At 74.9% G+C, this 24,574-nt stretch carries 21 protein-coding genes; 15 read left to right on the forward strand and 6 right to left on the reverse strand.

Annotation, left to right across the window (positions count from 1 at the left end):
* Positions 1 to 7 precede the first annotated feature (7 nt).
* The 11 genes from ABZ806_RS28470 (at position 8) to ABZ806_RS28520 (ending at position 9,451) form a co-directional block, all read left to right on the forward strand.
* Positions 8 to 1,192, forward strand: coding sequence for an ABC transporter substrate-binding protein (locus ABZ806_RS28470; RefSeq protein ID WP_500220476.1), 1,185 nt, complete (start codon positions 8 to 10; stop codon positions 1,190 to 1,192).
* Complete coding sequence (locus tag ABZ806_RS28475; RefSeq protein ID WP_500220477.1) at positions 1,189 to 1,956, forward strand: ABC transporter ATP-binding protein; 768 nt, start codon at positions 1,189 to 1,191, stop codon at positions 1,954 to 1,956. Before ABZ806_RS28470 ends, ABZ806_RS28475 begins: the two co-directional genes overlap by 4 nt.
* Positions 1,953 to 2,651 carry an ABC transporter ATP-binding protein gene (locus ABZ806_RS28480; protein WP_500220478.1) on the forward strand — a complete coding sequence of 233 codons (699 nt, stop codon included), beginning with the start codon at positions 1,953 to 1,955 and terminating at the stop codon, positions 2,649 to 2,651. Before ABZ806_RS28475 ends, ABZ806_RS28480 begins: the two co-directional genes overlap by 4 nt.
* On the forward strand, positions 2,648 to 3,511 hold the full coding sequence (locus ABZ806_RS28485) for a branched-chain amino acid ABC transporter permease (RefSeq protein WP_500220479.1): 864 nt from the start codon (positions 2,648 to 2,650) through the stop codon (positions 3,509 to 3,511). The genes ABZ806_RS28480 and ABZ806_RS28485 overlap by 4 nt, the downstream gene beginning before the upstream one ends.
* On the forward strand, positions 3,508 to 4,542 hold the full coding sequence (locus ABZ806_RS28490; protein WP_500220480.1) for a branched-chain amino acid ABC transporter permease: 1,035 nt from the start codon (positions 3,508 to 3,510) through the stop codon (positions 4,540 to 4,542). The genes ABZ806_RS28485 and ABZ806_RS28490 overlap by 4 nt, the downstream gene beginning before the upstream one ends.
* A 5-nt stretch (positions 4,543 to 4,547) precedes the next feature.
* The gene (locus ABZ806_RS28495; RefSeq protein WP_500220481.1) at positions 4,548 to 6,050 is read left to right on the forward strand and encodes an acyl-CoA synthetase; all 1,503 of its coding nucleotides are present in this window, start codon (positions 4,548 to 4,550) and stop codon (positions 6,048 to 6,050) included.
* Positions 6,047 to 6,862, forward strand: coding sequence for an IclR family transcriptional regulator (locus ABZ806_RS28500; RefSeq protein ID WP_500220483.1), 816 nt, complete (start codon positions 6,047 to 6,049; stop codon positions 6,860 to 6,862). Before ABZ806_RS28495 ends, ABZ806_RS28500 begins: the two co-directional genes overlap by 4 nt.
* 94 nt (positions 6,863 to 6,956) lie before the next feature.
* The gene (locus ABZ806_RS28505; RefSeq protein ID WP_500220484.1) at positions 6,957 to 7,976 is read left to right on the forward strand and encodes a Rieske 2Fe-2S domain-containing protein; all 1,020 of its coding nucleotides are present in this window, start codon (positions 6,957 to 6,959) and stop codon (positions 7,974 to 7,976) included.
* Positions 7,973 to 8,119, forward strand: coding sequence for a hypothetical protein (locus ABZ806_RS28510; RefSeq protein WP_500220486.1), 147 nt, complete (start codon positions 7,973 to 7,975; stop codon positions 8,117 to 8,119). The genes ABZ806_RS28505 and ABZ806_RS28510 overlap by 4 nt, the downstream gene beginning before the upstream one ends.
* A 106-nt stretch (positions 8,120 to 8,225) precedes the next feature.
* On the forward strand, positions 8,226 to 9,119 hold the full coding sequence (locus tag ABZ806_RS28515) for an FHA domain-containing protein (protein WP_500220487.1): 894 nt from the start codon (positions 8,226 to 8,228) through the stop codon (positions 9,117 to 9,119).
* Positions 9,120 to 9,226: 107 nt separating this feature from the next.
* The gene (locus ABZ806_RS28520) at positions 9,227 to 9,451 is read left to right on the forward strand and encodes a hypothetical protein (RefSeq protein WP_500220488.1); all 225 of its coding nucleotides are present in this window, start codon (positions 9,227 to 9,229) and stop codon (positions 9,449 to 9,451) included.
* A 36-nt stretch (positions 9,452 to 9,487) separates the two neighbouring features.
* Here ABZ806_RS28520 and ABZ806_RS28525 read toward each other — a convergent pair whose 3' ends face one another.
* The 5 genes from ABZ806_RS28525 to ABZ806_RS28545 all read right to left on the reverse strand — a co-directional run bounded on the left by ABZ806_RS28525 (position 9,488) and on the right by ABZ806_RS28545 (position 16,904).
* The gene (locus ABZ806_RS28525) at positions 9,488 to 11,722 is read right to left on the reverse strand and encodes an FHA domain-containing protein (protein ID WP_500220489.1); all 2,235 of its coding nucleotides are present in this window, start codon (positions 11,720 to 11,722) and stop codon (positions 9,488 to 9,490) included.
* On the reverse strand, positions 11,719 to 13,539 hold the full coding sequence (locus tag ABZ806_RS28530; protein ID WP_500220490.1) for a protein kinase domain-containing protein: 1,821 nt from the start codon (positions 13,537 to 13,539) through the stop codon (positions 11,719 to 11,721). Before ABZ806_RS28530 ends, ABZ806_RS28525 begins: the two co-directional genes overlap by 4 nt.
* A 173-nt stretch (positions 13,540 to 13,712) precedes the next feature.
* Complete coding sequence (locus tag ABZ806_RS28535; RefSeq protein ID WP_500220491.1) at positions 13,713 to 15,350, reverse strand: ABC transporter permease; 1,638 nt, start codon at positions 15,348 to 15,350, stop codon at positions 13,713 to 13,715.
* Positions 15,347 to 16,249, reverse strand: coding sequence for an ABC transporter ATP-binding protein (locus ABZ806_RS28540; RefSeq protein ID WP_500220492.1), 903 nt, complete (start codon positions 16,247 to 16,249; stop codon positions 15,347 to 15,349). The genes ABZ806_RS28535 and ABZ806_RS28540 overlap by 4 nt, the downstream gene beginning before the upstream one ends.
* A complete protein-coding gene (locus ABZ806_RS28545) occupies positions 16,242 to 16,904 on the reverse strand; it encodes a TetR/AcrR family transcriptional regulator (protein WP_500220493.1) in 663 nt (220 codons plus the stop codon). Before ABZ806_RS28545 ends, ABZ806_RS28540 begins: the two co-directional genes overlap by 8 nt.
* A 160-nt stretch (positions 16,905 to 17,064) precedes the next feature.
* Between ABZ806_RS28545 and ABZ806_RS28550 the strand changes: the two genes are divergently transcribed.
* From ABZ806_RS28550 to ABZ806_RS28565, 4 genes are read left to right on the forward strand one after another with little or no spacing between them, the layout of a single operon-like run.
* Positions 17,065 to 18,069, forward strand: coding sequence for a FecCD family ABC transporter permease (locus tag ABZ806_RS28550; protein ID WP_500220494.1), 1,005 nt, complete (start codon positions 17,065 to 17,067; stop codon positions 18,067 to 18,069).
* Positions 18,066 to 19,091, forward strand: coding sequence for a FecCD family ABC transporter permease (locus tag ABZ806_RS28555; RefSeq protein ID WP_500220495.1), 1,026 nt, complete (start codon positions 18,066 to 18,068; stop codon positions 19,089 to 19,091). Before ABZ806_RS28550 ends, ABZ806_RS28555 begins: the two co-directional genes overlap by 4 nt.
* Positions 19,088 to 19,906 carry an ABC transporter ATP-binding protein gene (locus tag ABZ806_RS28560; protein WP_500220496.1) on the forward strand — a complete coding sequence of 273 codons (819 nt, stop codon included), beginning with the start codon at positions 19,088 to 19,090 and terminating at the stop codon, positions 19,904 to 19,906. The genes ABZ806_RS28555 and ABZ806_RS28560 overlap by 4 nt, the downstream gene beginning before the upstream one ends.
* Positions 19,907 to 19,941: 35 nt before the next feature.
* Positions 19,942 to 23,286, forward strand: coding sequence for a non-ribosomal peptide synthetase (locus tag ABZ806_RS28565; protein WP_500220497.1), 3,345 nt, complete (start codon positions 19,942 to 19,944; stop codon positions 23,284 to 23,286).
* Here ABZ806_RS28565 and entS read toward each other — a convergent pair whose 3' ends face one another.
* Positions 23,287 to 24,531: an enterobactin transporter EntS gene (entS, locus tag ABZ806_RS28570; protein ID WP_500220498.1), complete on the reverse strand. Its 1,245-nt coding sequence runs from the start codon at positions 24,529 to 24,531 to the stop codon at positions 23,287 to 23,289.
* Positions 24,532 to 24,574 lie beyond the last annotated feature (43 nt).

Raw genomic sequence — 24,574 nt, forward strand, 5'->3', positions numbered from 1 at the left:
GTCCCCAGTGCGCAAACTCGTCCCGCTTCTCGCCGCCACTGTTCTCGCCGCCGCCGCGTGCGGCTCGTCCGGCGGGTCTGGCGGCGGCTCCACCCTCAAGATCGGCTTCATCGAGTCGTTGACCGGCAACTACGCGCCGCTCGGCGGCGAGGCGAAGAAGACCGTGGAGCTCGCCGTCGACCAGATCAACACCGCCGGCGGCATCGACGGCCGCAAGATCAAACTGATCACCCTCGACGACCGGACCGCCCCCGACCAGGGCGTGCTGCACTTCAACAAGCTCAAGTCCGAGAAGGTCACCGCGATCATCGGCTCGACGTTCTCCAACGTCGGCCTCGCGGTGGAGCCGCTCGCCGAGCGGGAGCGGATCCCCTACATCTCGCTGAGCCCGGCGGACGAGCAGGTGAACCCGATCCGCAAGTACACGTTCGTGGTCCCGGCGATCTCCTCCACCTACGCCGAGGCGATGCTGGCGTACTTCAAGGCGCACCAGATCACGAAGGTCGCGGTCGCCTACGACACCAAGAGCGCCTACGCCAAGGCCGGCTTCGCGGGCATGCGGAAGTACGCCGGGCAGAACGGGGTGCAGATCGTCAAGGAGGAGACGTTCGAGACGACCGCGTCCGACTTCAGCCCGCTGTTCACCCACGTCCGCGACTCGGGCGCGCAGGCCCTCGTCGCCTGGGCGAGCGGCCCGCCCGGCGTCACGCTGGCCAAGCAGTACCCGTCGTCGGGGCTGAAGCTGCCGCTGTTCATGACCGGCGCGCAGGCCAGCAAGCTGTGGATCGACCCCGTCGGGAAGGCGGCCGAGGGCGTGTACGTCCAGTCCGCGATCGGCGTCGTCGCCGACCACCTGCCGGACGGGAAGCTCAAGCAGTCCGTCCAGGAGATGTCCGGGCCGTTCGAGCAGAAGTACGGCTACGAGCCGCCGCAGTTCGCGATGGACGGCTACGCGGGCGTCAAGCTGCTCGCCGCCGCGATCGACAAGGCCGGCACCGACCGGGAGAAGATCCGGGACGCGCTGGAGAACCTCACCCTCGTCACCCCCTGCGGCCAGTACACCTACTCCAAGACCGACCACTCCGGCCTGAAGCCCACCGACATCTCCATGAACCAGGTGAAGGACGGCAGGCTCGTCCCCACCGAGTGGTCGGTGAAGCAGCTCGCCGAGACCGCGAAGGCCGCCGGATGACGGCCCTGCTGGAGATCGGCGGCGCCGGGCGCGCGTTCGGCGGCGTGTACGCCGTCCGCGACGTCGCGATGACGGTCGCCGAGGGCGAGACCCGCGCCGTGATCGGCCCCAACGGCGCGGGCAAGTCCACCCTGTTCAACCTGATCAGCGGCCACCTCGCCGCCGACCACGGCACGATCGCCTACGGCGGGCGGCCGATCGACCGGCTGCCGCCGCACGCGCGCGCCCGGCTCGGCATCGCGATCGTCTTCCAGGGCGCCCGGCTCTTCCACGGGATGACCGCGCTGGAGAACGTCATGGTCGGCGCGCACGCCCGCACCCGGCACGGGTTCCTGTCGGCGACGCTGCGGCTGCCCGCGCACCGCCGCGAGGAGGCCGCGATCCGCGCGGACGCGCTGGCCGCGCTCGACCGGGTCGGGCTGCGCGACTGGGCGCACCGCTCGGCGGACGTCCTGCCGCTCGGCCAGCAGCGGTCGCTGCAGGTGGCGCGGGCCCTGTGCGCGCGTCCCCGGCTGCTGCTGCTGGACGAGCCCGCTTCCGGGCTGCGCGCCGCCGAGCGGGAGGCCCTCGCGCAGCTGGTCGAGAGCCTGCGCGCCGAGGGGCTGACGATGATGCTCGTCGAGCACGACGTCGCGTTCGTCGCCCGCCTCGCCGACCGGGTCGCCGTCCTGGACCTCGGCCGCCTCATCGCCGAAGGCACCCCCGGGGAGATCCGCGCCGACCCCGCCGTCATCGCCGCCTACCTGGGGGAGGAGGCCGCATGAGCCCTCCGGTCATCGAGGTGGCGGACCTCGTCGTCCGGTACGGGACGGCGACGGCGCTGGACCGGGTCGGACTGACCGTGCGGGCCGGGGAGCTCGTCGCGCTCATCGGCCCGAACGGGGCGGGCAAGACCTCGCTCGTCAACGCGGTCCTCGGCGTGCTGCGCCCGGCGGCGGGCCGGGTGCAGCTGCGCGGGCGGGCCGGGCTCGTCCCCGAGGGGCGGCAGATGTTCGACGACCTGACCGTCGAGGACAACCTCGCCCTCGGCGCCTGGCGCCGCCGTCGCGCGAAGGGGGCGCGCGACACCGCGCGCGTGTACGAGGTGCTGCCGCAGCTCGCGGACCTGCGCGGGCGGCGGGCCGGGTCGCTGTCGGGCGGGCAGCAGCAGATGGTCGCGTTCGGGCGGGCGCTGATGGCCGACCCCGAGGTGATCGTCGTGGACGAGCTGTCGCTCGGCCTGGCCCCGCTCGTCACCGCCGACCTCGCCGAGCACCTGCGGGCGCTGAACGCCGAGCGCGGCCTCGCCGTCCTGCTCATCGAGCAGAACGCGCGGCTGGCGCTGGACCTGTGCGGGCGCGGCTACGTCCTGGAGGCGGGCCGCATCCGCGCCGAGGGCACCGCCGCCGACCTCGCGGCGGGCCCGGACGTCGCCGACGCCTACCTCGGCGGACGCGCCGGCGGGAAGGGGGAGAGATGAGCGCGTTCCTGCAGTACCTCGTCTCCGGGATCGCCGTCGGCTGCGGCTTCGCGCTGCTGGCCAGCGGCCTCGTCGCGATCCACCGGGTGACCCGGGTGGTGAACTTCGCGCAGGGCATGTTCGCCGTCGTCGGCGGGATGGCGGCCGGGTCCCTGCTGTCGGCCGGGCTGCCGCACGGCGCCGCCGAGGCGGCGGCCGTCGCCGTGGCGGGCGCGATCGGCCTCGCGGTCGGGATCGCCGCCACCGGCAAGCGCGGCACGTCCCCGCAGTCGGCGCTGATCGTCACGCTCGGGGTCGGGTTCCTCGCCTACGCGGTGGAGATCATGATCTGGGGCGACAGCCCGCGCTCGCACGCCGGGCTGGGCGGCGCCGTCACCCTGTTCGGCGCGCACGTGCAGAAGCAGTCGTTCCTCGTCATCGGGGTCGCGGCGGCCGTGTTCGCGCTGCTCGCGCTGTTCTTCGGCCGCACCTACACGGGCAAGGCGCTGAGCGCGTGCGCGTCCAACCCGTACGCGGCGCGCACCATGGGCATCGACCCCGTGCGGATGGGCCTGGTCGCGTTCGCGCTCGGCGGGATGCTCGGGGGCCTCGCCGGGGTGCTGCTCACCCCGCTGCAGCCGATCTCCTACAACAGCGACGTCCTGCTGATCACCAACGGGTTCGCGGCGGCGGTGCTCGGCGGACTGAACCGCCCGGTCGTCGCGCTCGCCGGCGCGCTGACGCTGGGCATCGCGGAGGCGATGGTCGCGGGCTACGGCGAGGCGTCCTACCAGACCGTCGTCGCGCTGGCGCTGATGCTGGCGATCATGATGGTGCGGGCCTCGCGGAGGACCGCGCTGCAGGAGGAGGCCGCCCGATGAGCGTGTCCGTCCGCAAGACCCCGCCGGCGGCCGCCCCCGCGGTCCGGCGGCGGCCGTCCCCGGGGGCGCTCGCCGCGACGGCCGCCGCCGTGCTCGCGCTGCTCGTCCCGGTGCTGCTGCCGGCGACGCAGGTGTCGGTGTACGTGCTGCTCCTGCTGTCGGCGACCGTCGTGGTCGGGCTGTCGATGCTCATGGGGTTCGCCGGGCAGGTGTCGCTCGGCCAGGCGTCCTTCACCATGATCGGCGGCTACACGGCGGCGCTCACCGCGACGCACGGCGTGCCGACCTGGCTCGGCCTGCTGCTCGCGCCGGCCGTCGCGGCAGCCTGCGCGGCGCTCGTCGGCGTCCCGCTGCTGCGGCTGCGCGGCCACCAGCTCGCGTTCGCGACGCTCGCGATCCAGCTCATCCTGCTCAGCCTCGTCGGGCGGCAGGACTGGACGGGCGGCGACATCGGCCTGCAGGGCGTCCCGCGGCTGCGGGTCGCCGGGTACGAGTTCGCCGGCGAGATCTCCTACGCCTACCTGGCCCTCGGCGCCCTCGGCCTGGTCGTGCTGATCACCCGGCACATCGTCGCGTCCCGTCCCGGGCGCGGGCTGCGGGCGCTGGCGACCAGCGAGGTCGCCGCCGCGTCGTCCGGGGTGCCGGTCGCCGTCTACAAGCAGACCGTGTTCAGCCTGTCCGCCGGGTTCGCGGGGCTCGCGGGCGGCATCTACGCCTTCTACATCGGCTACGTCGCGCCCGGCTCGTTCCCCGTCCTGCTGTCGTTCGAGTACGTCGTGATGGTCGTCGTCGGAGGCGCCGGGACGATCTGGGGCGCGCTCGCCGGGGCCACCGCGATCACGCTGCTCCTGCAGCTGCTGAACGACATCGGCACCCGGGAGGGGATGCCGGCGTCGGCGCCCACCGTCCTGTCCTACGCGATCTACGGGGTGCTGCTGATCGTGGTCGTGCTGTTCCTGCCGAAGGGCCTCGTGCCGTCCGCCACCGCGTGGTGGGATCGCCGCAGGGCCTCGAAACCGACGGAGGAGTGACGCGCATGCGCAACGAAGGACTCGGGTCGTGGCCCGCGCGCCGCGCCCGCAAGACACCGCGGGCGGCCGCCCTCGTCCACGAGGGGGCGGCGCTCACCTACGCCGGGCTGCTCGGCCGGGTCGCCCGCCTCGCCCGCGCGCTGCGCGGCCTCGGGATCGGGCCCGGCGACCGGGTCGCCTACCTCGGCCCCAACCATCCGTCGTTCCTGGAGACGCTGTTCGCGACCGGCATGCTCGGCGGCGTCTTCGTCCCGCTCAACACGCGGCTCGCCGGGCCGGAGATCGCCTACCAGCTCGCCGACTCGGGCACGTCGGTCCTGGTCCACGGGCCGTTGCACGCCGAACTGGTGGACGGCATCCGCGGCGCCACCCCCGTGCGGGAGCACATCGCGCTCGACGCCTACGAGCAACTCCTGGCCGGCGAGGACGACGACCCGCTCGACCTCCCCGTCGCGCTCGACGACCCCTGCATGATCATGTACACCTCGGGGACGACCGGGCGCCCCAAGGGCGCGACGCTCACCCACGGCAACATCACCTGGAACGCGATCAACGTCCTCATCGACCACGACCTGGTCGCGGGCGAGGTGGCGCTCGTGTCGGCGCCGCTGTTCCACACCGCCGGCCTCAACATGCTCACGCTGCCGGTGCTGCTCAAGGGCGGGACGTGCGTGCTCACCGCCGCGTTCGACCCGGCCGCGACGCTCTCTATGATCGAGGAGCAGCGGATCACGTTCATGTTCGGGGTGCCGACGATGTTCGAGCGGGTCGCCCGGGAGCCGGGCTGGGCCGGGGCCGACCTGTCCTCGCTGCGCATCCTCACCTGCGGCGGCGCCCCGGTGCCGCCGTCCCTCATCGAGACCTACCAGCGGCGGGGGCTGACGTTCCTGCAGGGATACGGCATGACCGAGGCCGCGCCCGGCGCGCTCTTCCTCGACGCGGGCCACGCGGTGTCGAAGGCGGGCTCGGCCGGGGTGCCGCACTTCTTCAGCGACGTGCGCGTCGTCGGGCCCGGCATGGCGGACGTCGCGCCCGGCGAGACCGGCGAGATCGTCGTCCAGGGCCCGCACGTCATGCGCGGCTACTGGGGCCGGCCCGACGACACCGCCGCCGCGTTCAGCGACGGCTGGTTCCGCAGCGGCGACGCCGCCCGCCTCGACGGCGACGGCTACGCGTTCGTCGTCGACCGCATCAAGGACATGATCGTCTCCGGCGGCGAGAACGTGTACCCGGCCGAGGTCGAGCACGCGATCCTCGCCGCCGCCCCCGACGTCGTCGAATGCGCGGTCTTCGGCGTCCCGGACGGCACCTGGGGCGAGGTCGGCCGCGCCGTCCTCGTCGCCCGTCCCGGGGCGGACGTGGACCCGGCGAAGGTGCTCGCCGCCCTGTCCGGCAGACTGGCCCGCTACAAGATCCCCAAGTCGGCCGCCCTCGCCGCGGAGATCCCCCGCAACGCCGCCGGGAAGATCCTCAAGGCACGGCTCCGGGAGGAGTACGGCGACCCATGACGGCCACCGGCAGGGCCGCCGGCGGCGGCACCGGGACGCGGCCCACGGTCACCAGCCGCGTCCTGGACATCCTGGAGGCGTTCTCCGCCGAGCGCGCCGCGCTCACCATCACGCAGATCAGCCGCCGCGCGGGCCTGCCGCTGTCCACCGCGCACCGGCTCGCCGGCGAACTGGCCGCCTGGGGCGCGCTCGAACGCGACGCCGACGGCCTGTACCGGATCGGGCTGCGGCTGTTCGAGGTCGCCGCGCTCGCGCCGCGCGGCCCCGCCCTGCGCGCCGCCGCGATGCCCTTCCTGGAGGACCTGTACGAGGCGACGCACGAGAACGTCCACCTCGCCGTCCTGGACGGCCTCGACGTCGTCTACATCGAGCGGATCTCCGCCCGCGACGCCGTGCACGTCCTGTCCCGCGTCGGCGGCCGGTGGCCCGCCCACGCGACCGGCGTCGGCCTGGCGATGCTCGCGCACGCCGACACCGCGCTGCAGGAGCGCGCCATCGCCGGGCCGCTGCGCCGCTTCACCGACCGGACCATCGCCACGGGGCCGGACCTGCGGCGCGTCCTCGCTGAGGTCCGGCGCACCGGCGTCGCCATCAGCGACGGCCAGGTCGAGACGTTCGCGCTGTCGGTCGGCGCCCCCGTGTACGGCCCGGACGACCGGGTCGTCGCGGCCGTCGCGATCGTCGTCCCGTCCGACGGCTGGGACGCGCGGGCGCTGATCCCGGTCGTGCGCGCCAGCGCCCGCGGCATCTCCCGGGCCCTCGGCGCGCCCCGCGCGCTGCGCCCGCCGGAGACGGCACTGCACAACCGCTGACCGGGTTCTTCCGTTGGACGGAATCGGTGTGGCCCCCGTCACCGTCCCCCCGCGATGGTCGTCGTGACCCCATCGATCCCGGAGGAACGCCCCCATGGTCTTCGCACGCAACCAGTGGTACGTGGCCGCCTACAGCCAGGAGATCGGCGACGGACTGTTCGCCCGGACGATCTGCGGCGAGCCCCTCGTCATGTACCGGACACAGGCCGGAGAGGCCGTCGCCCTCGCCGACCGCTGCGTGCACCGCCGCTTCCCGCTCTCGGAGAGCAACCGGGACGGCGACCGGATCGTCTGCGGCTACCACGGCTTCACCTACGCCCCCGACGGCGTCTGCGTCGCCGTCCCCGGGCAGACCCGCATCCCGCGCACCGCCCGCGTCCCCGCCTACCAGGTCGTCGAGCAGGACTCGTTCATCTGGGTGTGGATCGGCGACGGTCAGGGCGACGCCACCGCGATCCCCCGCGCGACCTGGTTCGACTCGCCCGAGTACACGACCGTCCGCGGCATGGAGCCCCTCGCGGCCCGCTACGACCTGCTGGTCGACAACCTCCTCGACCTGTCCCACGAGACGTACCTGCACGCCGGCTACATCGGCACGCCGGAGGTGGCGCAGACCCCGATCAACACGGAGGTCGACGAGGAGGCGGGCATCGTCTACGTGAGCCGCCGCATGAAGGACGTGGCGTGCCCGTCCTTCTACTCGGAGTCGACCGGCATCGAGGGCCGCATCGACCGCTGGCAGGACATCGAGTACTACCCGCCGTGCCTCTACCTCCTGCACAGCCGCATCGCCCCCACCGGTGTGGAGCCCGGCCCGGACGGCGACGACTCGCAGGCGTTCCACGTCGAGATCGGCTACGCCATCACCCCCGAGACGGAGACGAGCACCCACGACTTCTGGCTCGTCGCCCGCGACTTCGCCCTGGGCGACGAGAAGGTCTCGACGTTCCTCGCCGAGAGCAACCGCACGGTCGTCCTCCAGGATGTCAAGGCCCTGGACATCCTGGAGAAGGTCATCGCGTCCGAGCCGGAGGGCTACCAGGAGCTGTCCATCAACATCGACACCGGCGGCCTCGCCGCCCGCCGCATCCTGCAGCGGCAGACGGCCCGATGAGCACGGGCCGCCTGCGGGTCGAATGGTCGCCGGGCTCCGACACCCTCACCGGCATCTGCCACTGCGGCGCCCACCGCACCGCCGAGGACCCGCTGGAGATCTGGGCCTGGCTCCTCGCCCACCCCGACCACCCCGCTTCCTAGCGGCGGCGGCCGGGATCGGCCGGGCGGATCGTCCGGGGACGGCCGCACGAGCACTCCGGAGACGGGATGCTGCTGCGTGCGACACCGGACGATTCGTGGGGGTGCGATGCGCGACGGGAAGGCCGGCGACGGCCCGGACATGGAGGGCGAGGAGGACGGCGCCGTCGTCGTCAGCGGCCCGCTGGGGCCGCCGCGGCTGCTGCGGCCGGGCGGCCGGCTGACCTTCGGCCGGGGCGGTCCGGAGGTGGACCTGCCGCTCGGCCCCGACGACCGCTGGCTGTCGCGGAAGGTCGGCGAGATCACGGTGGACGCGGGCGGCGTCCGCATCGTCAACCTGAGCCGCAAGCACGCGCTGATCGTGCGGAGCGGGGACCTCGGCCTGGACGGGCCGGCCCCGTCCCTGCGCGAACCGGTGCGGCTGCGGCCCCGGCTGCCGGACGACCCCGCCGAGGCGTGCGTGCTCTCGGCGGGCAGCGCACTGGTCGGGTCGGCGCTGATGCTCCAGGAGTACCGCGCCGTCCACGTCCGCCTGCCCGGCGCGGGGCCGGCCGCCGAGCCCGTGCTCCCGCAGGCCAGTGGACGCAGGTCGAGCACCGTCGCCGGCATCACCATGAACCCCGAGACCCGCGAGTTCATGGTGGCCCTGCAGTTGTGCGCGCCGTGGCTGCGGAACGCCGCCAGGGTGGACCCGCTCCCGTCCGGACCGGAGATCGGCCCGCTGGCGCTGGAATCGGTGGGCCGGACCTACCTCGCCGACCGGACCCGCGGCGACGAGGAACTGCGGAAACGCCTCAACGGAAAAGTGCATGACCATTTGAAGGCCCTCCGCAAGAAACTTGTGGCACGTGCCCTGCTGCCCGATGAGGGGACGGTCGGGAACACGGCGATCGCCGCCGCCCTCGTCCATTACGACATTCTCGGCGAGCGCCACCTCGCACTCTTCGCGAACGACTACTGGAAGGACGTCCAGGCCAACCAGTGGGCCACCTGCCTGGAATAGCGCAATGCCGCCGGCGGGCGCCGCTCCCCGATCGGGGAGCGGACGTGAAAGGCCCGATTCCCGATGCTGGAAAGCGTTCAAGGAAGCGCGAACCGCAGGAGGAGACGATGTTCCGAGGAGTTCGGGTCAGCCGGGTGCGGGGCGCGGCGACGGTCGTGGTGATCGACCTCGTCACGCGGCTGGGCCTCATCGCGGCGGCCGTCGCCATGGCCCTGGGCGCGGACGGCGCCCCCTTCCCCGCCGGGCACGGCTACTGGATCGTGGCCGCGCTGAGCGCGGTGCCCCGGGCGGGCGTGGTGGTGCACGTCGACCGCCCCGGCGGGAACCGGTGACCGCCGGGCCGGGCGCCGCCGCGGCGCCCGGCCCGGTCAGCGCCGGAGCCTGCGCAGCGTGAGGGACGCCGCCACGGACCCCTGGGCGGCGAGGGCCAGCAGGCACAGCGTCCAGGTGCCCGGTCCGTGCCGCCACAGCAGGTCGGGCGCCGCCTCGCCCTCGCCGAGGCCGACGGTGGCGGCGAGCGCGGCGAAGCCCCACCGGGCGGGCAGCAGCACGGAGGTCCCCGCGAGCAGCGGCCGCCCGGTCAGCGGGAAGAGCCCGCCGCACAGCGGCAGCTGGAGCACCGTCACCGCCGCGACCGCGGGCAGCGCCCCGTCCGGGAGGTACGCCGCGACCGCCGTCCCGGCCAGCGTGCACACGAGCGCGGTGGCGGCGAGGGCGGCGGCGATCTCCAGCGTCGGCAGGCCGAGCAGCACGGCGTCGCGGGGGCCGGGTAGCACGGCCCGCAGCAGCAGGACGGCCAGCACCGCCTGCGCCGCCGCCACCCCGCCGAAGACCGCGGCCTTGGCCAGCAGGTACGCCTCGGGCAGCAGCCCGGCGGCCCGCTCGTGCCGGTAGGCGTGCCGCTCCGCCGCCACATCCCGCGCGGCGGGCAGCGCGGCGGCCGCCGCGACACCGAGCACGAGCACGAGGAGCACCCGGCGGACGCCGCCGGGCCCGGCCAGCCCGGAGCCGTCCGCGACACCGGCCGCGAGGAGCGCGAGCAGCGGGGGCACGAGCGCGAGCAGCGCCGTGCCGGCCGGGTCGGCGGCCATGAGCCGGAGCCTGCGCCGCGCCAGGACCCCCGCCTCGCGCCGCACCCGGCGGCGGACCGCCGGGTCGCGCACCACCGGTGCGGCGGCCGTGACCGGCGGCGCGGGCGGCTCCCGGCGGCGGTCGCCGAGCAGGCCGGAGCGGGCGGCGGCGACCTTCGCCAGATCGTCGAAGACGTCGGCCCAGGCCGTCGAGACGAACCGGCGGCGCAGGCCGTCCGGCGGCCCGTGGTACGCCTCCTGCGCTCCGGGGGCGAGCACGAGCACCGCGTCGCAGAGGCCGAGCTCCGACGGTTCCCGGGTGGCCACCACGACCTGCCGCCCGGCGTCGGCGAGCCGCCGCAGCAGCCGCATCATCTCGCGGGCCCGGCCGGGGTCCAGACCGGCGAGCGGCTCGTCCACCAGCAGCAGCGACGGGTCGGTGATCAGCTCGCAGGCGATGCCGAGCCGCCGGCGCCGGTCCTCGTCGAGCGCCGCGACCCGCCGCCCGGCGTCGCCGCCGAGCCCGGTCTCGGCGAGGACGCCGCGCACGGCCGCCGCCCGCGCCTCGGGGCCGATGTCGCGGGGCCTGCGCAGCTCCGCGGTGAAGGTCAGCGCCTGCCGCACGGTGAGCCGCGGATGGCCGGTGGGCTCGTGCTGGACGAAACCGATCCGGGTGCGGACCTCGGCGTTGGCGTGCACGTCCTGGCTCTCGTAGCGGACGCGGCCCGCCGGCGGCCGCAGCCGCCCCGCGAGCAGCCGCAGCAGCGTCGACTTGCCGCACCCGGACGGCCCGACGACGCCCAGCAGCGACGCGCCGGTCAGCCGGAGCGTGATCGCGGGCGCGAGCGCCTCGTCCCGCGCCGCCGGGAGCACGGTGAGGCCGGCGGCGTCCAGGCCCGTGTCGGCGGTCGCGGGCAGGAAGTGCAGCCGGTCGGCGACCCGGACCAGCCGGGTCCGGCCGCAGGTCAGCACGTCCCCGTCCCGGAGGGGGGCACGGGTCGCGCAGTCGCCGTTGACGAACGTCAGGTTGGCGCTGCCGAGGTCCTGGACGACGTGCCCGCGGGGGCCGAGCACGATCCGCGCGTGCTCCCGGGAGACGAGCGGGTCGTCCAGGACGAGGGTGTTGGCCCGGCCCCGGCCGATCGTCAGCCGCCGGCCGAGCGGCACCGGCTCGCGGGCCGCGCCGCCGAGGTCGGCGGTGCGGTCGGCGCCGGGCGCGGCGGGGACGGCGACCAGTTCGACGACGGGTCCCTCCAGCGGGTCGCCGAGCCGCACGGCGAGCCCGGCGCCGACGGGACGCGCGGTGAGCGGCGCCTCCTCGTGCCAGGTGCCGTTCGCGGTGTCGAGGTCGCGGACCACCCAGCCGTCGTCGAACGCGAGCTCCAGGTGCCGCCGGGACACGCGGGTGTCGGCGAGGACCACGTCGCACCCGGCGGCGCGGCCGACCAGCACCCGGTCGCCGGGCCCGAACTCGCGGGCCCGGCCGGCGGCGGTCACGGTGAGCCGGCCGGGCGGGCCGGGCGGCGCGCTCACTCGCTCGGGAACGCGGCCGGCGACTCGGTGGACGGCGGCACGAAGCCGGCGGCGGAGACCAGCTGGGCGTCGCCGAGCACGAGCGTCCCGCCGGCGCACCGCGAGGCGTCGCCGCCGCTGAACGTCCAGCGGATGCCGAACCGCAGGACGCCGCGCACGTCGACGTCCAGGTCCTTGGCCTTGCCGAGCGTCGTGGTGATCGACTTGAGCTTGCGGGCGTCGCCGTAGAACTCGACGGTCACCTGCGTCTTGGCGACGGGGGAGTCGTCGTCGACGCCGGCCAGCCCCAGCAGGCGGGTGTAGTGCTGGCCGAGGTCGTACTCGACCCCGCCGGCCTCGTTGCCGCACGGCGAACCCTCGACGCCGACGGCGTGCAGCTGGGCGTGGCCGGACAGCCGGTAGTTCGTGGCGTCCGTGCCGGTCTTGACGCTGTTGTCGTAGGTGCCGTCGGCGAACCCGCTGGGCTCCATGTCGGCGAGGTACTGGATGGCCTGTTTGGAGGAGATGGTGAGCGCCAGGGTGACGGGCAGGTCGGCTCCCGGCGCGGGGTCCTGGGAGAGGACCACGCCGTCGGGGGAGCCGGACGGCGCGGGCTCCCGCCGGATCTGCACGCTCACCGACGCCGGGAGGAGCGCCCGCGCCTGCGCCTCGGGGAGGCCGGTGAGGTCGGGGACCTGGTTCGGGCCGTAGGAGGGCCGCGCGCTGCTCGCCCCCGGGCTGGGCGCCGGGGAGAACTCCCCGCTCGCCGCCGGCGACGGCGTGCTCGCGATCTTCTGCTCCGCGCCGGTGGGGCGCATCGCGACGTATCCGCCCGCGCCCATCGCGCAGACCGCGGCGAGGCCGCCGGCCGCGGCCATGACCGCGAGGCCCCGCCGCCTGTGCTTCGGACCGGGTTCCGCGCCGCCGCCGTCCCGGTGCGGGTTGCGGATTGACATCTCGGTCGCCGCCTCGTGGACGACGGGGACGGGTTCGGGCGGCTCGGTCAGGCTCGCGGCGGCGGGCAGGTTGTGCAGGTCGCGGGCCAGCGCCTCCAGCAGGATCGCGACCCGCCCGGCCGGCCCCGGCCGGGCGGCCGGGTCCTTGGCGAGCAGCGCCTCGATCAGGCCCCACAGCGGGTCCGGGACGCCGTCCGGGCGGCCCGGCATGCTGCCGCCGTGCCGCTTCAGCATGACCAGCGTCGACTTGTCGGCGAACGGCGTCACGCCGCAGCACATCTCGTAGAGCATGATGCCGAGGGCGTACAGGTCGCTGGCCGGTGCCGGCGGCTGCCCGTCGGCGAGTTCCGGGGCGATGTAGGGCGCGGTGCCGACGAGCATGGTCGACTTGCTGCCGGTCTGCTCGGCGATGCGCGCGATGCCGAAGTCGGTCAGCCGGACGGCAGGGGGCGTGCGGCGGTCGTCGAGCAGCACGTTCTCGGGCTTGATGTCGCGGTGGACGACGCCCGCGTCGTGGATCGCGGCCAGCGCGGACGCCGTCTCGGCGGCGATCGAGCACGCGTCGCCGGGGCGCATCGCCCCGTGCTCGGCCAGCGGCCTGCGCAGGTCCGAGCCGGTGACCAGGTCCATCACGATGGCGAGGGTGTCGCCCTCCGCGACGAAGTCGTGGACCCGCACCAGGTGCGGGTGCACGACATCGGTGAGGATCGCCCCTTCCTGAAGGAAGCGGTTCACGGTGGCGCGGTCGCGGGCGAGGGTGTCGTGCAGGACCTTGAACGCCAGCTGCTCCCCTTCACGGGTGCGTCCCCGCCACACCTCCCCGGTGGCGCCGCGCCCGAGGACCTCTTCAAGGATGTAATTGCTGCCCAGGGGGCGTTCCACAGCGGACTCCCAGAAAATCGCCGGTGGCCGGACGAAGAATCCGGCAATTTTTGCACCGCGCGGTTTTCGTGGACGGCGTCCTCGGATTCATCGGCGGCCGAATGACCGGCTGCGGCCATCGACGGCCGGAATTAAGCCCCCCTTTCTTATATAAATCAGACATCGTTCGGACATTATCCGATGTCGCGGCGGCGGAAAGCCGTCAGGCCGGCCGCCGCCAGGGCGGCCGCCGCGGCGGTGAGGGCGGCGAGGGGCAGTACGGAGAACTCGCCGCCGGGGAGCTTCGGGGTGTGGGTGAAGGGCGAGACGTCCAGGACGGCCTGCGGCAGGTCGAGGAGCGGGCCCACCTGGCCCAGCAGCAGGCAGACCGTGAGGACGGCCCAGCCGGCGGACGCGGCGCGGGGGAGCGCGGCGAAGAGCAGGAACGCCGCGGCGGCGATGACCCAGACGGAGGGCAGCTGCGCGAGGGCAGCGCCGAGCTGGCGGGGGAGCTGCCCGCCGAGGTCGTGCGTGCGGGCGCCGTGGACGAGGCCGACGGCGGCACCGGCGAGCGCGAGCAGGACGACCGTGCCGGCGACCGTGACCGCGAGGCCGGACAGGGCCCAGCGGACGCGGCCGACGGCGGTGGCGAGGACGGGTTCGAGCCGCCCGCCGCTCTCCTCGGCGCGGAGCCGCTGGACGCTCTGCACCGCGTAGGCGGCGGCGAACAGGGCCATGATGCCCATGGCCGTGGCGAGGAGCGCGTCGGTGATGTTCCGCTGGCCGCCCAGGCGGCGGATGTCGTCCGCGATCGCGGCGTTGTCGCCGGCCAGGTCGCCCGCCCCGGCCGCGATGCCGCCGACCACGAGCCCGTACACCAGGAACCCGGCGGACCAGCCGAGGAGGGTGCCGCGCTGCAGCCGCCGGGACAGGGCGAGCGGGCCGCGCAGGGACGGCGCGGCGGTGGCCGGGCCGGGGGAGGGCGCCAGGATCCCGGCGCCGAGGTCGCGGCGCCCGGTCAGCGCGTAGGCGGCGGCGACCAGGAGCAGGGACGCGGCGAGCGGGAGGAGGAGCACGGCCCACTGCTCGCCCGCGCACGGGCGCACGTGCTGCGCCCAGCCGATCGGCGACAGCCACGACAGCCAGTGCGCCGGTGCGGCGTCCGCCGCGGCCCGGACCAGGTACGCCGCCGCGAGGACGGTGAACGCGAGGCCGTTCGCCGCCCGGGAGGTCTCGGCCAGCTGCGCCGCGACCGCCGCGACACCGGCGAACACCAGCCCGCTGCCGAACCAGGACAGGCCGAGCGCGGCCGACCCGGCGGCGGGCAGCCCGAAGAGGACCAGCACGCCGGTGACCACGGCCGCCAGGGCGGCGGCCGCCGTCACGGCCGTCAGGAGCGCCGCGGTCAGCGGTGCGCGGCGGCCGACGGCGGCGGCGCCGACCAGCTCCAGCCGCCCGGCCTCCTCCTCGGCGCGCGTGTGCCGGACGACCAGCAGCACGCACATGACGGCGGTGAACGCGGCACCGGTCGCGCCGATGCGCCACACCGTGAGCCCGTCGGCCGTGCCGCCGTTCAGGACGGGCCCGTAGAGCGCCCGCGTGGACGGGTTGTCGTTGATGCCGCGGGTGAAGCTCGCGAGGGCCTCCGGCGTGTCGTACTCGCGCCCGAAGCTGTAGGCGTTGCTGGACACGTAGGCGGTGAGTCCGTAGATCCAGGCCGGCATCATGATCCGGTCGCGGCGCAGCCACAGCCTCAGCAGCGGGCCCGCGCCGGTCAGGCCGCCGTCGCGGTGGGCGGCGCGGGCCGGCGGGCGCAGGGTGGTGGCGGTCATGAGGCCGCCTCCCCGGCGAGGTCGTCCGCGTAGTGGCGCAGGAAGAGCTCTTCGAGGGTGGGCGGGCGGCTCGTCAGGGCGCGGACGCCGATCCGGGTGAGCTGCTGGAGCGCGGAGTCCAGCTGCGGGGTGTCGACCTCGAACGTGATGGAGGTGCCGTCGATGCGGACGTCGTGCGCGCCGGGCAGCGGGATCCCGTCCGGCGGCCCGGCGAGTTCGGCGTGGACGGACGTGCGGGTCAGGTGCCGCAGGTCGGCGAGCGTGCCGGTCTCGACCGTCGCGCCCCTGCGGATGATCGTGACGCGGTCGCAGAGGGCCTCGACCTCGTCGAGGATGTGGCTCGACAGGAGCACCGTCCGGCCGGCGCGCCGCTCCTCCCGCACGCACTCCTGGAAGACCTCCTCCATGAGGGGGTCGAGGCCGGACGTGGGCTCGTCCAGGATCAGCAGCTCCGCGTCGGACGCGAACGCCGCGACGAGGGCGACCTTCTGGCGGTTGCCCTTGGAGTAGGCGCGGCCCCTCTTCCGCGGGTCGAGCTCGAACCGGCCGAGCAGCTCGGTGCGGCGCCGCTCGTCGAGGCCGCCGCGCAGCCGCCCGAGCAGGTCGATGACCTCGCCGCCGGACAGGTTCGGCCACAGCGTCACGTCCCCCGGCACGTAGGCGAGGCGGCGGTGCAGGGCCGTGGCGTCGAGCCAGGGGTCTCCGCCGAGCAGCCGGGCGGTGCCCGCGTCCGCGCGCATCAGCCCCAGCAGCACGCGGATCGCGGTGGACTTCCCGGCGCCGTTCGGGCCGAGGAAGCCGTGCACCTCGCCGGGCCGGACGGACAGGCCGAGCCCGTCCAGTGCGCGCGTCCGGCCGAACGTCTTGACCAGGCCCTCGGCCTCGACGACGTCATCCATCGTTCCGCTCCTTGGTGAGTGCGGCCTCGTAGGCGTCCAGGGCCGCGTGTCCCTGTTCGGCGATCTCCGGGCTGAGCATCCGGCCGGCGAACACCTCCAGGACGGCGCGCCGCAGCCGCAGCGAGCCCTCGGTGGTGAAGGTGTCGGCGCCGAGCACCCGCGACAGGTGCTCGTGCAGCACCTCGATGCCGACGGTCATCGCGACGATCGCGGCGCTGAAGGCGTGCGGGTCGCGGGTGTCGGGGGCGTTGAACCCGGGCGGCGGGTCGGTGAGGTACCGCTCGGTCGTGCCGACCAGGTCGTCGAACAGCCGGGCCGCGGCGGCGGAGCCGTCGACGAGCGCGCGGGCGAGGTAGCGGCGGATCGGCATGCTCAGCCGCTCCGCCCAGGCCTGGAAGCCGGGGTCGCCGGTGCCGCCGCTCGCGGCGCTGACCCGGCGGACGGTGTCGAGCGCGTACGCGTCGCACGCCTCGCGCAGCTCGTCCTTCGAGCCGAAGTGGTGCTGGACGAGGCCCACCGAGACCCCGGCCGCCTCGGCGATCCCGCGGAACGTCGCGCCCTTCGTGCCGCGCTCGGCGAACTGCAGCAGCGCCGCGTCCCGGATGCGGGCGCGGGCCGTCAGATCCTCCGCCGCGGGGTCCCTCTCCGCCGCCATGCATGACTCCAATACAAGCGTTCAATCTCCAATATGAATGTATACCATACGCGTGTATTGGTGAAGGGCGCACGAGGAGGGTGACCTTGAAGGGGAAGTTAGCTTAGGCTAGCCTCACCTTGTGTTGTCGCCCGCGCGAACCGCTCCGCCGCACCCCCCGGTGAAAGGGGGACGGGCCCCGCGCAGGCACTGGCTCCCCGTCCTCGCGGCCGTGCTGCTGGCGACGGTCGTCGCGAGCCTCGCGATCGGTGCCGGGGACGTGCCGTTCGGGCGGGTGCTGCCCGGCGTGTTCTCCCCCGACGACGCCTCCCGGGCGGAGCTGATCGTCCACGAACTGCGGCTCCCGCGCACCCTGCTCGGCATAGTCGTCGGCATGGCGCTCGGCCTGGCCGGGGCGGTGATGCAGGCCCTCACCCGCAACCCGCTCGCCGAGCCGGGGCTGCTCGGCGTGAACGGCGGCGCGGCCCTCGCGGTCGTCCTGGTCATCGGCGCGACCCGCGCGGACGACGCGCTCGTCTACGTCTGGGCGGCGTTCGCGGGCGCGGCGGGCGCCGCCGCCCTCGTCTACATGATCGGCGCGCGCGGCCGGGGCGGCGCGTCACCGGCGCGGCTGGTCCTGGCCGGCGCCGCCGTCAACGCCGTGTTCAGTGCGATGACGGCCGGCGTCATGCTGCTCGCCCCCGGCGACTTCAACGGCTTCCGGTTCTGGCAGGTCGGCTCGCTCGGCGGCCGGGAGATGTCGGTGTTCTACCGCGTCCTCCCGTTCGTCCTGGCGGGAACGGTCCTGGCGCTGGCGCTCGCCCGCCCGCTGAACGCGCTCGCCATGGGCGACGACGCGGGCCGCGCCCTCGGCTCCCGCCCCGGCCGGACGCGGGCGCTCGGCGCGCTCGCCGTGGTGCTGCTGTGCGGATCGGCGACGGCGGCGGCCGGGCCGATCTGGTTCCTCGGGCTCGCCGTCCCGTTCATCGTCCGGACCGCCGCCGGGCCCGACCAGCGGCTCGTCCTGCCGTACTCGCTGCTCCTCGCGCCCGTCCTGCTGCTCGGCGCGGACATCATCGGCCGCGTCGTCACGCCCGGCGAGCTGGAGACCGGCATCGTCACCGCGTTCCTCGGAGCGCCGCTGTTCGCCGTGATGGTCCGGCGGGGAAGGACGCGCGACCTATGAGGGTGCTGCGGGCGGGCGGCGCCTCGCTGCGGTGGGAGCCGCGGGCGGCGCTGGTGTGCGGGGCGCTCGCGGCGGTCGCCGCCTCCGCCGCGGTGCTCGTCGTCGGCTCGGGGGAGTTCCCGATCTCCCCGCCGGACGTGCTGCGCGCCGTCCTCGGGCAGGGCGACCGCGCCACCGAGTTCATCGTCCAGACGCTGCGGCTGCCGCGCGCCGTGACCGGGCTGCTCGCCGGGCTCGCGCTCGGGCTCAGCGGCGCGATCTTCCAGAGCATCTCCCGCAACCCGCTCGGCAGCCCCGACCTGATCGGCTTCACCACCGGCTCGGCGACGGGCGCGCTGCTGCAGATCCTGGTGTTCGGCGGCGGCGCGCTCGCCGTCACGGCGTCCTCGGTCGCGGGCGCGGTGCTCACCGCCCTCGCCGTCTACCTGGTCGCCTACCGGCCGGGCGGCGGCGTGCACGGCGTCCGGCTGGTGCTGATCGGCGTCGCGGCGGCGGCGATGCTGGAGGCGCTCAACTCCTACCTCATCACCCGCGCCGAGCTGCGTGAGGCCTACGAGGCCGCGTTCTGGCTGACCGGCAGCCTGAACGGGCGCGACTGGGACCAGGCCGTCCCGCTCGCGATCGCGCTGGCCGTGCTCGTGCCGGCGGCGCTGCTGCTCGCCCGGCCGCTCGGCATGGGCGAGCTCGGCGACGACGCCGCGCGGGCGCTCGGCGTCCCCGTCCAGCGGACGCGGGCGCTGCTCACGGTCGCCGGGGTGGGCCTCGTCGCGGCGGCGACCGCGGCGGCCGGGCCCGTCCCGTTCGTCGCGCTGGCCGCGCCGCAGCTCGCCCGCCGGCTGACCCGCCGCCCCGGCGCGCAGCTGCTGCCCGCCGCGCTGACCGGCGCCGCGCTGCTCGCCTGCGGCGACCTGATCTCGCTCCATCTGCCGGTCGCGGTGCCGGTGGGCGTCGTCACCGGCGTCCTCGGCGGCGTGTACCTGGCCTGGCTGCTGTCCACCACCGGACGGAAGGGGACGATGTGACTCACGAGCGGGCGAACCGGTTGCGCGCGGAGGACCTGACCCTCGCCTATGAGAAGCGCGTCGTCGCCGAGGGGCTCGGCGTGGAGATCCCGGACGGGTCGTTCACCGTCATCGTCGGGCCGAACGCGTGCGGCAAGTCGACGCTGCTGCGCGCCCTGGCCCGGCTGCTGCGCCCCCGGGAGGGGACCGTCTACCTGGACGGCGGGCCGATCGCGGCGCTGCCGCCGAAGCGGCTCGCGCGGCGGCTCGGGCTGCTGCCGCAGTCGCCGCTCACCCCGGAGGGCATCACGGTCGGCGATTTGGTCGCCCGCGGCCGCTACCCGCACCAGAGCCTGCTGCGGCAGTGGTCGCACGAGGACGAGGCCGTCGTGCGGGAGTCGATGGCCGCCGTCGGCGTCACCGACCTCGCGGACCGGGTGGTGGACGAGCTGTCCGGCGGGCAGCGCCAGCGGGTGTGGCTCGCGCTCGTCCTGGCCCAGCAGACCGGCATCATGCTGCTGGACGAGCCGACGACGTACCTGGACATCGCCCACCAGATCGAGGTCCTCGACCTGTGCGCGCGGCTGCACGAGGAGGGGCACACGCTCGTCGCGGTGCTGCACGACCTCAACCACGCCTGCCGCTACGCCACCCATCTCATCGCGATGCGGGCCGGGGAGGTGCTGGCCGAGGGGCCGCCCGCCGAGATCGTGACGGCCGACCTGGTGGAGCGGGTGTTCGGGCTCCCGTGCCGCGTCATCCCGGACCCGGAGACGGAGACGCCGCTGATCGTCCCGGCCGCCCGGCGGCGGGCGTTGACCGCGAAAACCCTGTGAATTAGGTTAGCCTTACCTAATTTGAGAGGGGCTCCGTGCTGACCTGGGATGAGCTGCACACCGCGCTGGCCGACGTGCTGGGCGAGCGCGCGGAGGCGGGCGACAACCTCATCGAGCTCGGGATGGACTCGATCCGGCTGATGCGGCTGACCGGCCGGCTGCGCCGCCGCGGCATCGAGATCCGCTTCGCCGAGCTGGCCGAACGCCCCACGCTGGCCGAATGGTGGGATCTGCTCGCCGAGAGGGGCCAGGTGGAGGTGAGCGCCGGGCCGCCCGCGCTGGAACCGGCCGACATCGAGCCCGACGGCCCGTTCCCGCTGGCGCTGATGCAGCACGCGTACTGGATCGGCCGCGACTCCGGCCAGTCGCTCGGCTCGGTCGCCGCGCACCTCTACGTCGAACTCGACGGCCGCGCGATCGACCCGGTGCGGTTCGAGGAGGCCGTGCGGGCGCTGGTGCGGCGGCACCCGATGCTGCGGGTCGCGGTGTCGGACGACGGAACGCAGCGGATCCTGCCCGAACGTCCCGAGCCTGTGGTGACCGTCCACGACCTGCGTACGGGCGATTCCGGCACGGATCTGGCGCGGATCCGGGCTGAGATGTCGCAGCAGCGCCTCCCGATCGAGGACGGCCGCGTCTTCGACGCCCGCCTCAGTCTGCTGCCCGGCGGCACCGCCCGCCTCCACCTGGACGTCGACATGGTCGCCGCCGACGCGATGAGCTACCGCGTCATGCTCGCCGACCTCGCCGCGCTGTACGAGGGGGAGACCCCCGCCCCGATCCGCTACGGCTACGCGCGCTACCTCGCCGACGACCCGCGCGCCGCCGCGCGGGAGCGGGACCGGCAGTGGTGGGCCGAGCGGCTGGCCGACCTGCCCGGCCCGCCCGAACTGCCCGTCGTTCCCGAGCCCGGCGACCGGGTCGAGCGCAGGCACCACTGGCTGCCGCCCGAGGAGAAGGACCGGTTCGTCGCGCGGGCGCACGCCGAGGGCATCACCCCGGCCATGGCCCTGGCGGCCGTGTTCGCCGAGGTCGTCGGAGCGTGGTCGGCGACGCCGCGGTTCCTGCTGAACCTGCCGCTGTTCCACCGCGAGCCCGTCCAGCCGGACGTGGACTCGGTCGTCGGCGACTTCACCGGGTCGATCATGCTGGAGGCCGACCTCCGGGAGGACCTGCCGTTCGTCGAGCGGGCACGGAAGCTGCAGGCGAACCTGCACACGGCGGGCGCGCACAGCGACTACTCGGGCCTGGAGGTGCTGCGCGACCTGTCGCGGCTGCGCGGCGAGCAGGTCCTCGCCCCGATCGTGTACACGAGCGCCCTGAACCTCGGGGAGTTGTTCGGCGAGCGCGTGCGCGAGCACTTCGGGGAGCCGGAGTGGATCATCTCGCAGGGGCCGCAGGTGCTGCTGGACGCGCAGGTGACCGAGGTGTCCGGCGGGCTGCTGCTGAACTGGGACGTGCGTGTGCCGGCCTTCCCGGACGGCGTTGCCGAGGCGATGTTCGGCGCGTACACGTCCGCGATCACGCGGCTGGGCGCGGCCGGAGCCGACTGGTCCCTTTCTCTGGGGATCGGGGCTCCTGCGTCCCAGCTCCGTGTCCGGCATGGCCGGAACGCGACTCCGGCCCCGCCGCCGCGGACGCTGACCGAAGGTTTCTTCGAGCACGCCCGGCGCCGTCCGGACGCCCCGGCCCTGCACTGGGGCGACGACGGCACACTGACCTACGGCGAACTGGCCTCCCGTGCGCTGCGCATCGCGTCCGGGCTGGTCGCCTCGGGCGTGCGGCCCGGCGACCGGGTCTCGGTCGAGCTGCCGAAGAGCCCCGCGCAGGTCGCCGCCGCCCTCGGCGTGCTCGCGGCCGGTGCCGCCTACGTCCCGATCGGCCCCGAGCAGCCGGACGCCCGCCGCGCCAGGATCCGCGCGAGCGCCGGCGTCGCCGCGTCGCTCACCGCCGACGGGATCGCCGAGGCGGAGCCGCTGGCGCGACCCGTCGCCGTCCGTCCGGACCAGGTCGCGTACGTGCTGTTCACGTCCGGGTCGACCGGGGAGCCGAAGGGCGTCGAGGTGTCGCACGGCGCGGCCATGAACACCATCGGCGACCTCATTGAGCGGTTCGCGATCGGGGAGGACGACGTCGCGCTCGGGGTGTCGGCGCTCGACTTCGACCTGTCGGTGTTCGACCTGTTCGCGCCCTGGTCGGCGGGCGGCGCGGTCGTCCTGCCGGACGAGGACGAACGGCGCGACGCCGCCCGCTGGGCCGAGCTGGTGCGCCGCTGGTCGGTGAGCGTGCTCAACTGCGTCCCGTCCGTGCTGGAGATGCTGCTGCACGCGGGGCGCCCGGAGAGCCTGCGGCTCGTCTTGCTGGGCGGCGACTGGGTGGGCGCGCACCTGCCCGCGCTGCTGCGCGAACGCGCGCCCGGATGCCGGTTCGTCGCGCTGGGCGGGACGACGGAGACGGCGATCCACTCGACGGTGCAGGAGGTCGCGGGGGAGGTGCCGTCCGACTGGCACGCCGTCCCGTACGGGATGCCGCTGCGCGGGGTCGCGTGCCGGGTCGTGGACGAGCTGGGCCGCGACCGCCCCGACTGGGTCGCGGGCGAGCTGTGGATCGGCGGCGCCGGCGTCGCGGACGGCTACGTCGGCGACCCGGAGCGCACGGCCGACCGGTTCGTCGTCCACGAGGGTCTGCGCTGGTACCGGACGGGCGACCTGGCCCGCTACCGCCCGGATGGGACCCTCGAATTCCTCGGCCGCCGCGACCACCAGGTCAAGGTGCGCGGCTTCCGGATCGAACTGGGCGAGGTCGAGGCCGCGCTGCAGGACCACCCCTCCGTGGAGCGGGCTGTCGCGCTGCTGGCCGACGGCCGCCTGGCCGCCGCCGTCGTCGCGTCCGGCGACCCCGATGCGGTGCTGGCCCGCGCCCGCGACCTGCTGCCGCCGCACATGGTCCCCGAACTGCTCGTCCCCGTGGACGAACTGCCGCTCACCGCGAACGGCAAGGTCGACCGCAAGGCCCTCACCGCGTTGGCCGCCGCCGAGAAGGGCGAGGCGGCCCACGCCGAACCGGCGACGCCGCTGGAGAAGGTCCTGGCCCGGATCGTCGCCGAGGTGCTGGGGGAGGAGCGCGTCGGCGCGGACGCCGACTTCTTCGCCCTCGGCGGCGACTCCGTCCTCGCGACCAGGGTGATCGCGCGGCTGCGGGAGGCGCTCGACACGACCGCGCTGCCGGTCCGGGTGCTGTTCGCCGAGCGGACCGTCGCCCGCGTCTGCCGCCGCTTCACCGAACTGCAGGAGGCGCCGGGACGCCTGGAGGCCGTCGCCGCCATCTGGCTGGAGGTCGAGGCGATGACCGAGGACGAGCTCGCCGCCCGCCTCGGATGATCAGCCCGGCTCGGGCTCCGGACGCATCCGCGCCGTCCGGAGCCCGGTCAGCGTCAGCGCCAGGGCCAGCGCGAGGACGGCGCTGACCGTCCCGTAGACGACGATGGCGGCGCCCGGCGCGAGGTACCGGCCGAGCGCCCCGGCGCCCAGCGACCCGATCGCGCCGCCGCCCGTCTCCTGCGCCGCCCAGAGCGCGTTGACGCGTCCGAGATGCGAGTCGGGGGTGTGCGACTGGATCAGGCCGTACCGCAGGATCTCCTCGACCGACTCGACGAACCCGTAGACGAACAGGATCCCGACCGCCAGCGCCGGATGGCGGGCCAGCCCGAGGCAGGCGAGCGCCGCGAACCCGGTGACGGACGCGGCGAGCAGCGCCAGCCCCGGGGCCCGCGCCGACCCGGCCCACCCGCTCGTGACGGACGCCAGCACCGCCCCGCACGCGGGCGCCGCGAACAGCAGCCCCACCGTGGTGGCGCCGCCGTCCAGGCTCTGCCTCGCGAACGCGGGCATGAGCACGGGGATGCCGCCCGCGACCATGAACAGCAGCCCGAGCAGCATCAGCGAACCGACGACCCGGTGGGACGCGACGAACCGGAACCCGTCCCCGATGGCCCGCAGCGGGTTCGCCGGCGCCTCCGCGGCCTCCGGCCTGAGCGGCGGCAGCGCGGTCAGCAGCCCGATCGTGCCGAGCGTGCCGGCCGCCGCGGCCGCGTAGTTCCAGCCGACGCCGAACGCCGACACGACGACCCCGCCGAGCGCCGGCGAGGCCATCGACCCGAGCCGGACGGTCAGCGCGTTCAGCGCCCCCGCCGCGACGAGCCTGTCCGGTCTCACCAGCGCGGGCGTCGCGGCCAGCAGCGCGGTGACGCTGACGCCGGTCATCAGGCCGTCCCACGCCGCCAGCACGTACAGCGCGGCGAGCGACGGGGACGGCAGGAACGCGTTCAGCGCCAGCAGCACGAACCCGATGCCGGCGGCCGTCCGGGCGCGCAGCATGAGCCGCCGCCGGTCGCCTCGGTCGGCGAGCACGCCGCCCCACAGGAACCCGGCGAGCAGCGCGAACCCCTCCGCCGCCGACACCCCGCCGACGTGCACGGTCGAGCCCGTCAGGTCGTACACCTGGACGGGCAGCGCGACCGCGAGCATCCCGATCCCGAAGACCGACACGGTGCGGGCGATGAACACGTTGCGGAACGGCCTGCTGTCGCGCAGCGGACTGATGTCCATGGCCAGTCGCCGGAGCATCCTCGGGGTTCTCCTCTGCCGGGGAAATAGCTAAGGTAAGCCT

The sequence above is a fragment of the Spirillospora sp. NPDC047418 genome (assembly GCF_040643275.1).
Classification (GTDB): domain Bacteria; phylum Actinomycetota; class Actinomycetes; order Streptosporangiales; family Streptosporangiaceae; genus Spirillospora.

Bases quoted from the DNA above. Each gene is read 5' to 3' on its own strand.
- ABZ806_RS28535 (WP_500220491.1), bottom strand. From the start codon at position 15,350: ATGACCGCCACCACCCTGCGCCCGCCGGCCCGCGCCGCCCACCGCGAC.
- ABZ806_RS28500 (WP_500220483.1), top strand. From the start codon at position 6,047: ATGACGGCCACCGGCAGGGCCGCCGGCGGCGGCACCGGGACGCGGCCC.
- ABZ806_RS28485 (WP_500220479.1), top strand. From the start codon at position 2,648: ATGAGCGCGTTCCTGCAGTACCTCGTCTCCGGGATCGCCGTCGGCTGC.
- ABZ806_RS28505 (WP_500220484.1), top strand. From the start codon at position 6,957: ATGGTCTTCGCACGCAACCAGTGGTACGTGGCCGCCTACAGCCAGGAG.
- ABZ806_RS28555 (WP_500220495.1), top strand. From the start codon at position 18,066: ATGAGGGTGCTGCGGGCGGGCGGCGCCTCGCTGCGGTGGGAGCCGCGG.
- ABZ806_RS28510 (WP_500220486.1), top strand. From the start codon at position 7,973: ATGAGCACGGGCCGCCTGCGGGTCGAATGGTCGCCGGGCTCCGACACC.
- ABZ806_RS28545 (WP_500220493.1), bottom strand. From the start codon at position 16,904: ATGGCGGCGGAGAGGGACCCCGCGGCGGAGGATCTGACGGCCCGCGCC.
- ABZ806_RS28490 (WP_500220480.1), top strand. From the start codon at position 3,508: ATGAGCGTGTCCGTCCGCAAGACCCCGCCGGCGGCCGCCCCCGCGGTC.
- ABZ806_RS28520 (WP_500220488.1), top strand. From the start codon at position 9,227: ATGTTCCGAGGAGTTCGGGTCAGCCGGGTGCGGGGCGCGGCGACGGTC.
- ABZ806_RS28475 (WP_500220477.1), top strand. From the start codon at position 1,189: ATGACGGCCCTGCTGGAGATCGGCGGCGCCGGGCGCGCGTTCGGCGGC.
- entS (WP_500220498.1), bottom strand. From the start codon at position 24,531: ATGCTCCGGCGACTGGCCATGGACATCAGTCCGCTGCGCGACAGCAGG.
- ABZ806_RS28495 (WP_500220481.1), top strand. From the start codon at position 4,548: ATGCGCAACGAAGGACTCGGGTCGTGGCCCGCGCGCCGCGCCCGCAAG.
- ABZ806_RS28480 (WP_500220478.1), top strand. From the start codon at position 1,953: ATGAGCCCTCCGGTCATCGAGGTGGCGGACCTCGTCGTCCGGTACGGG.
- ABZ806_RS28540 (WP_500220492.1), bottom strand. From the start codon at position 16,249: ATGGATGACGTCGTCGAGGCCGAGGGCCTGGTCAAGACGTTCGGCCGG.
- ABZ806_RS28515 (WP_500220487.1), top strand. From the start codon at position 8,226: ATGCGCGACGGGAAGGCCGGCGACGGCCCGGACATGGAGGGCGAGGAG.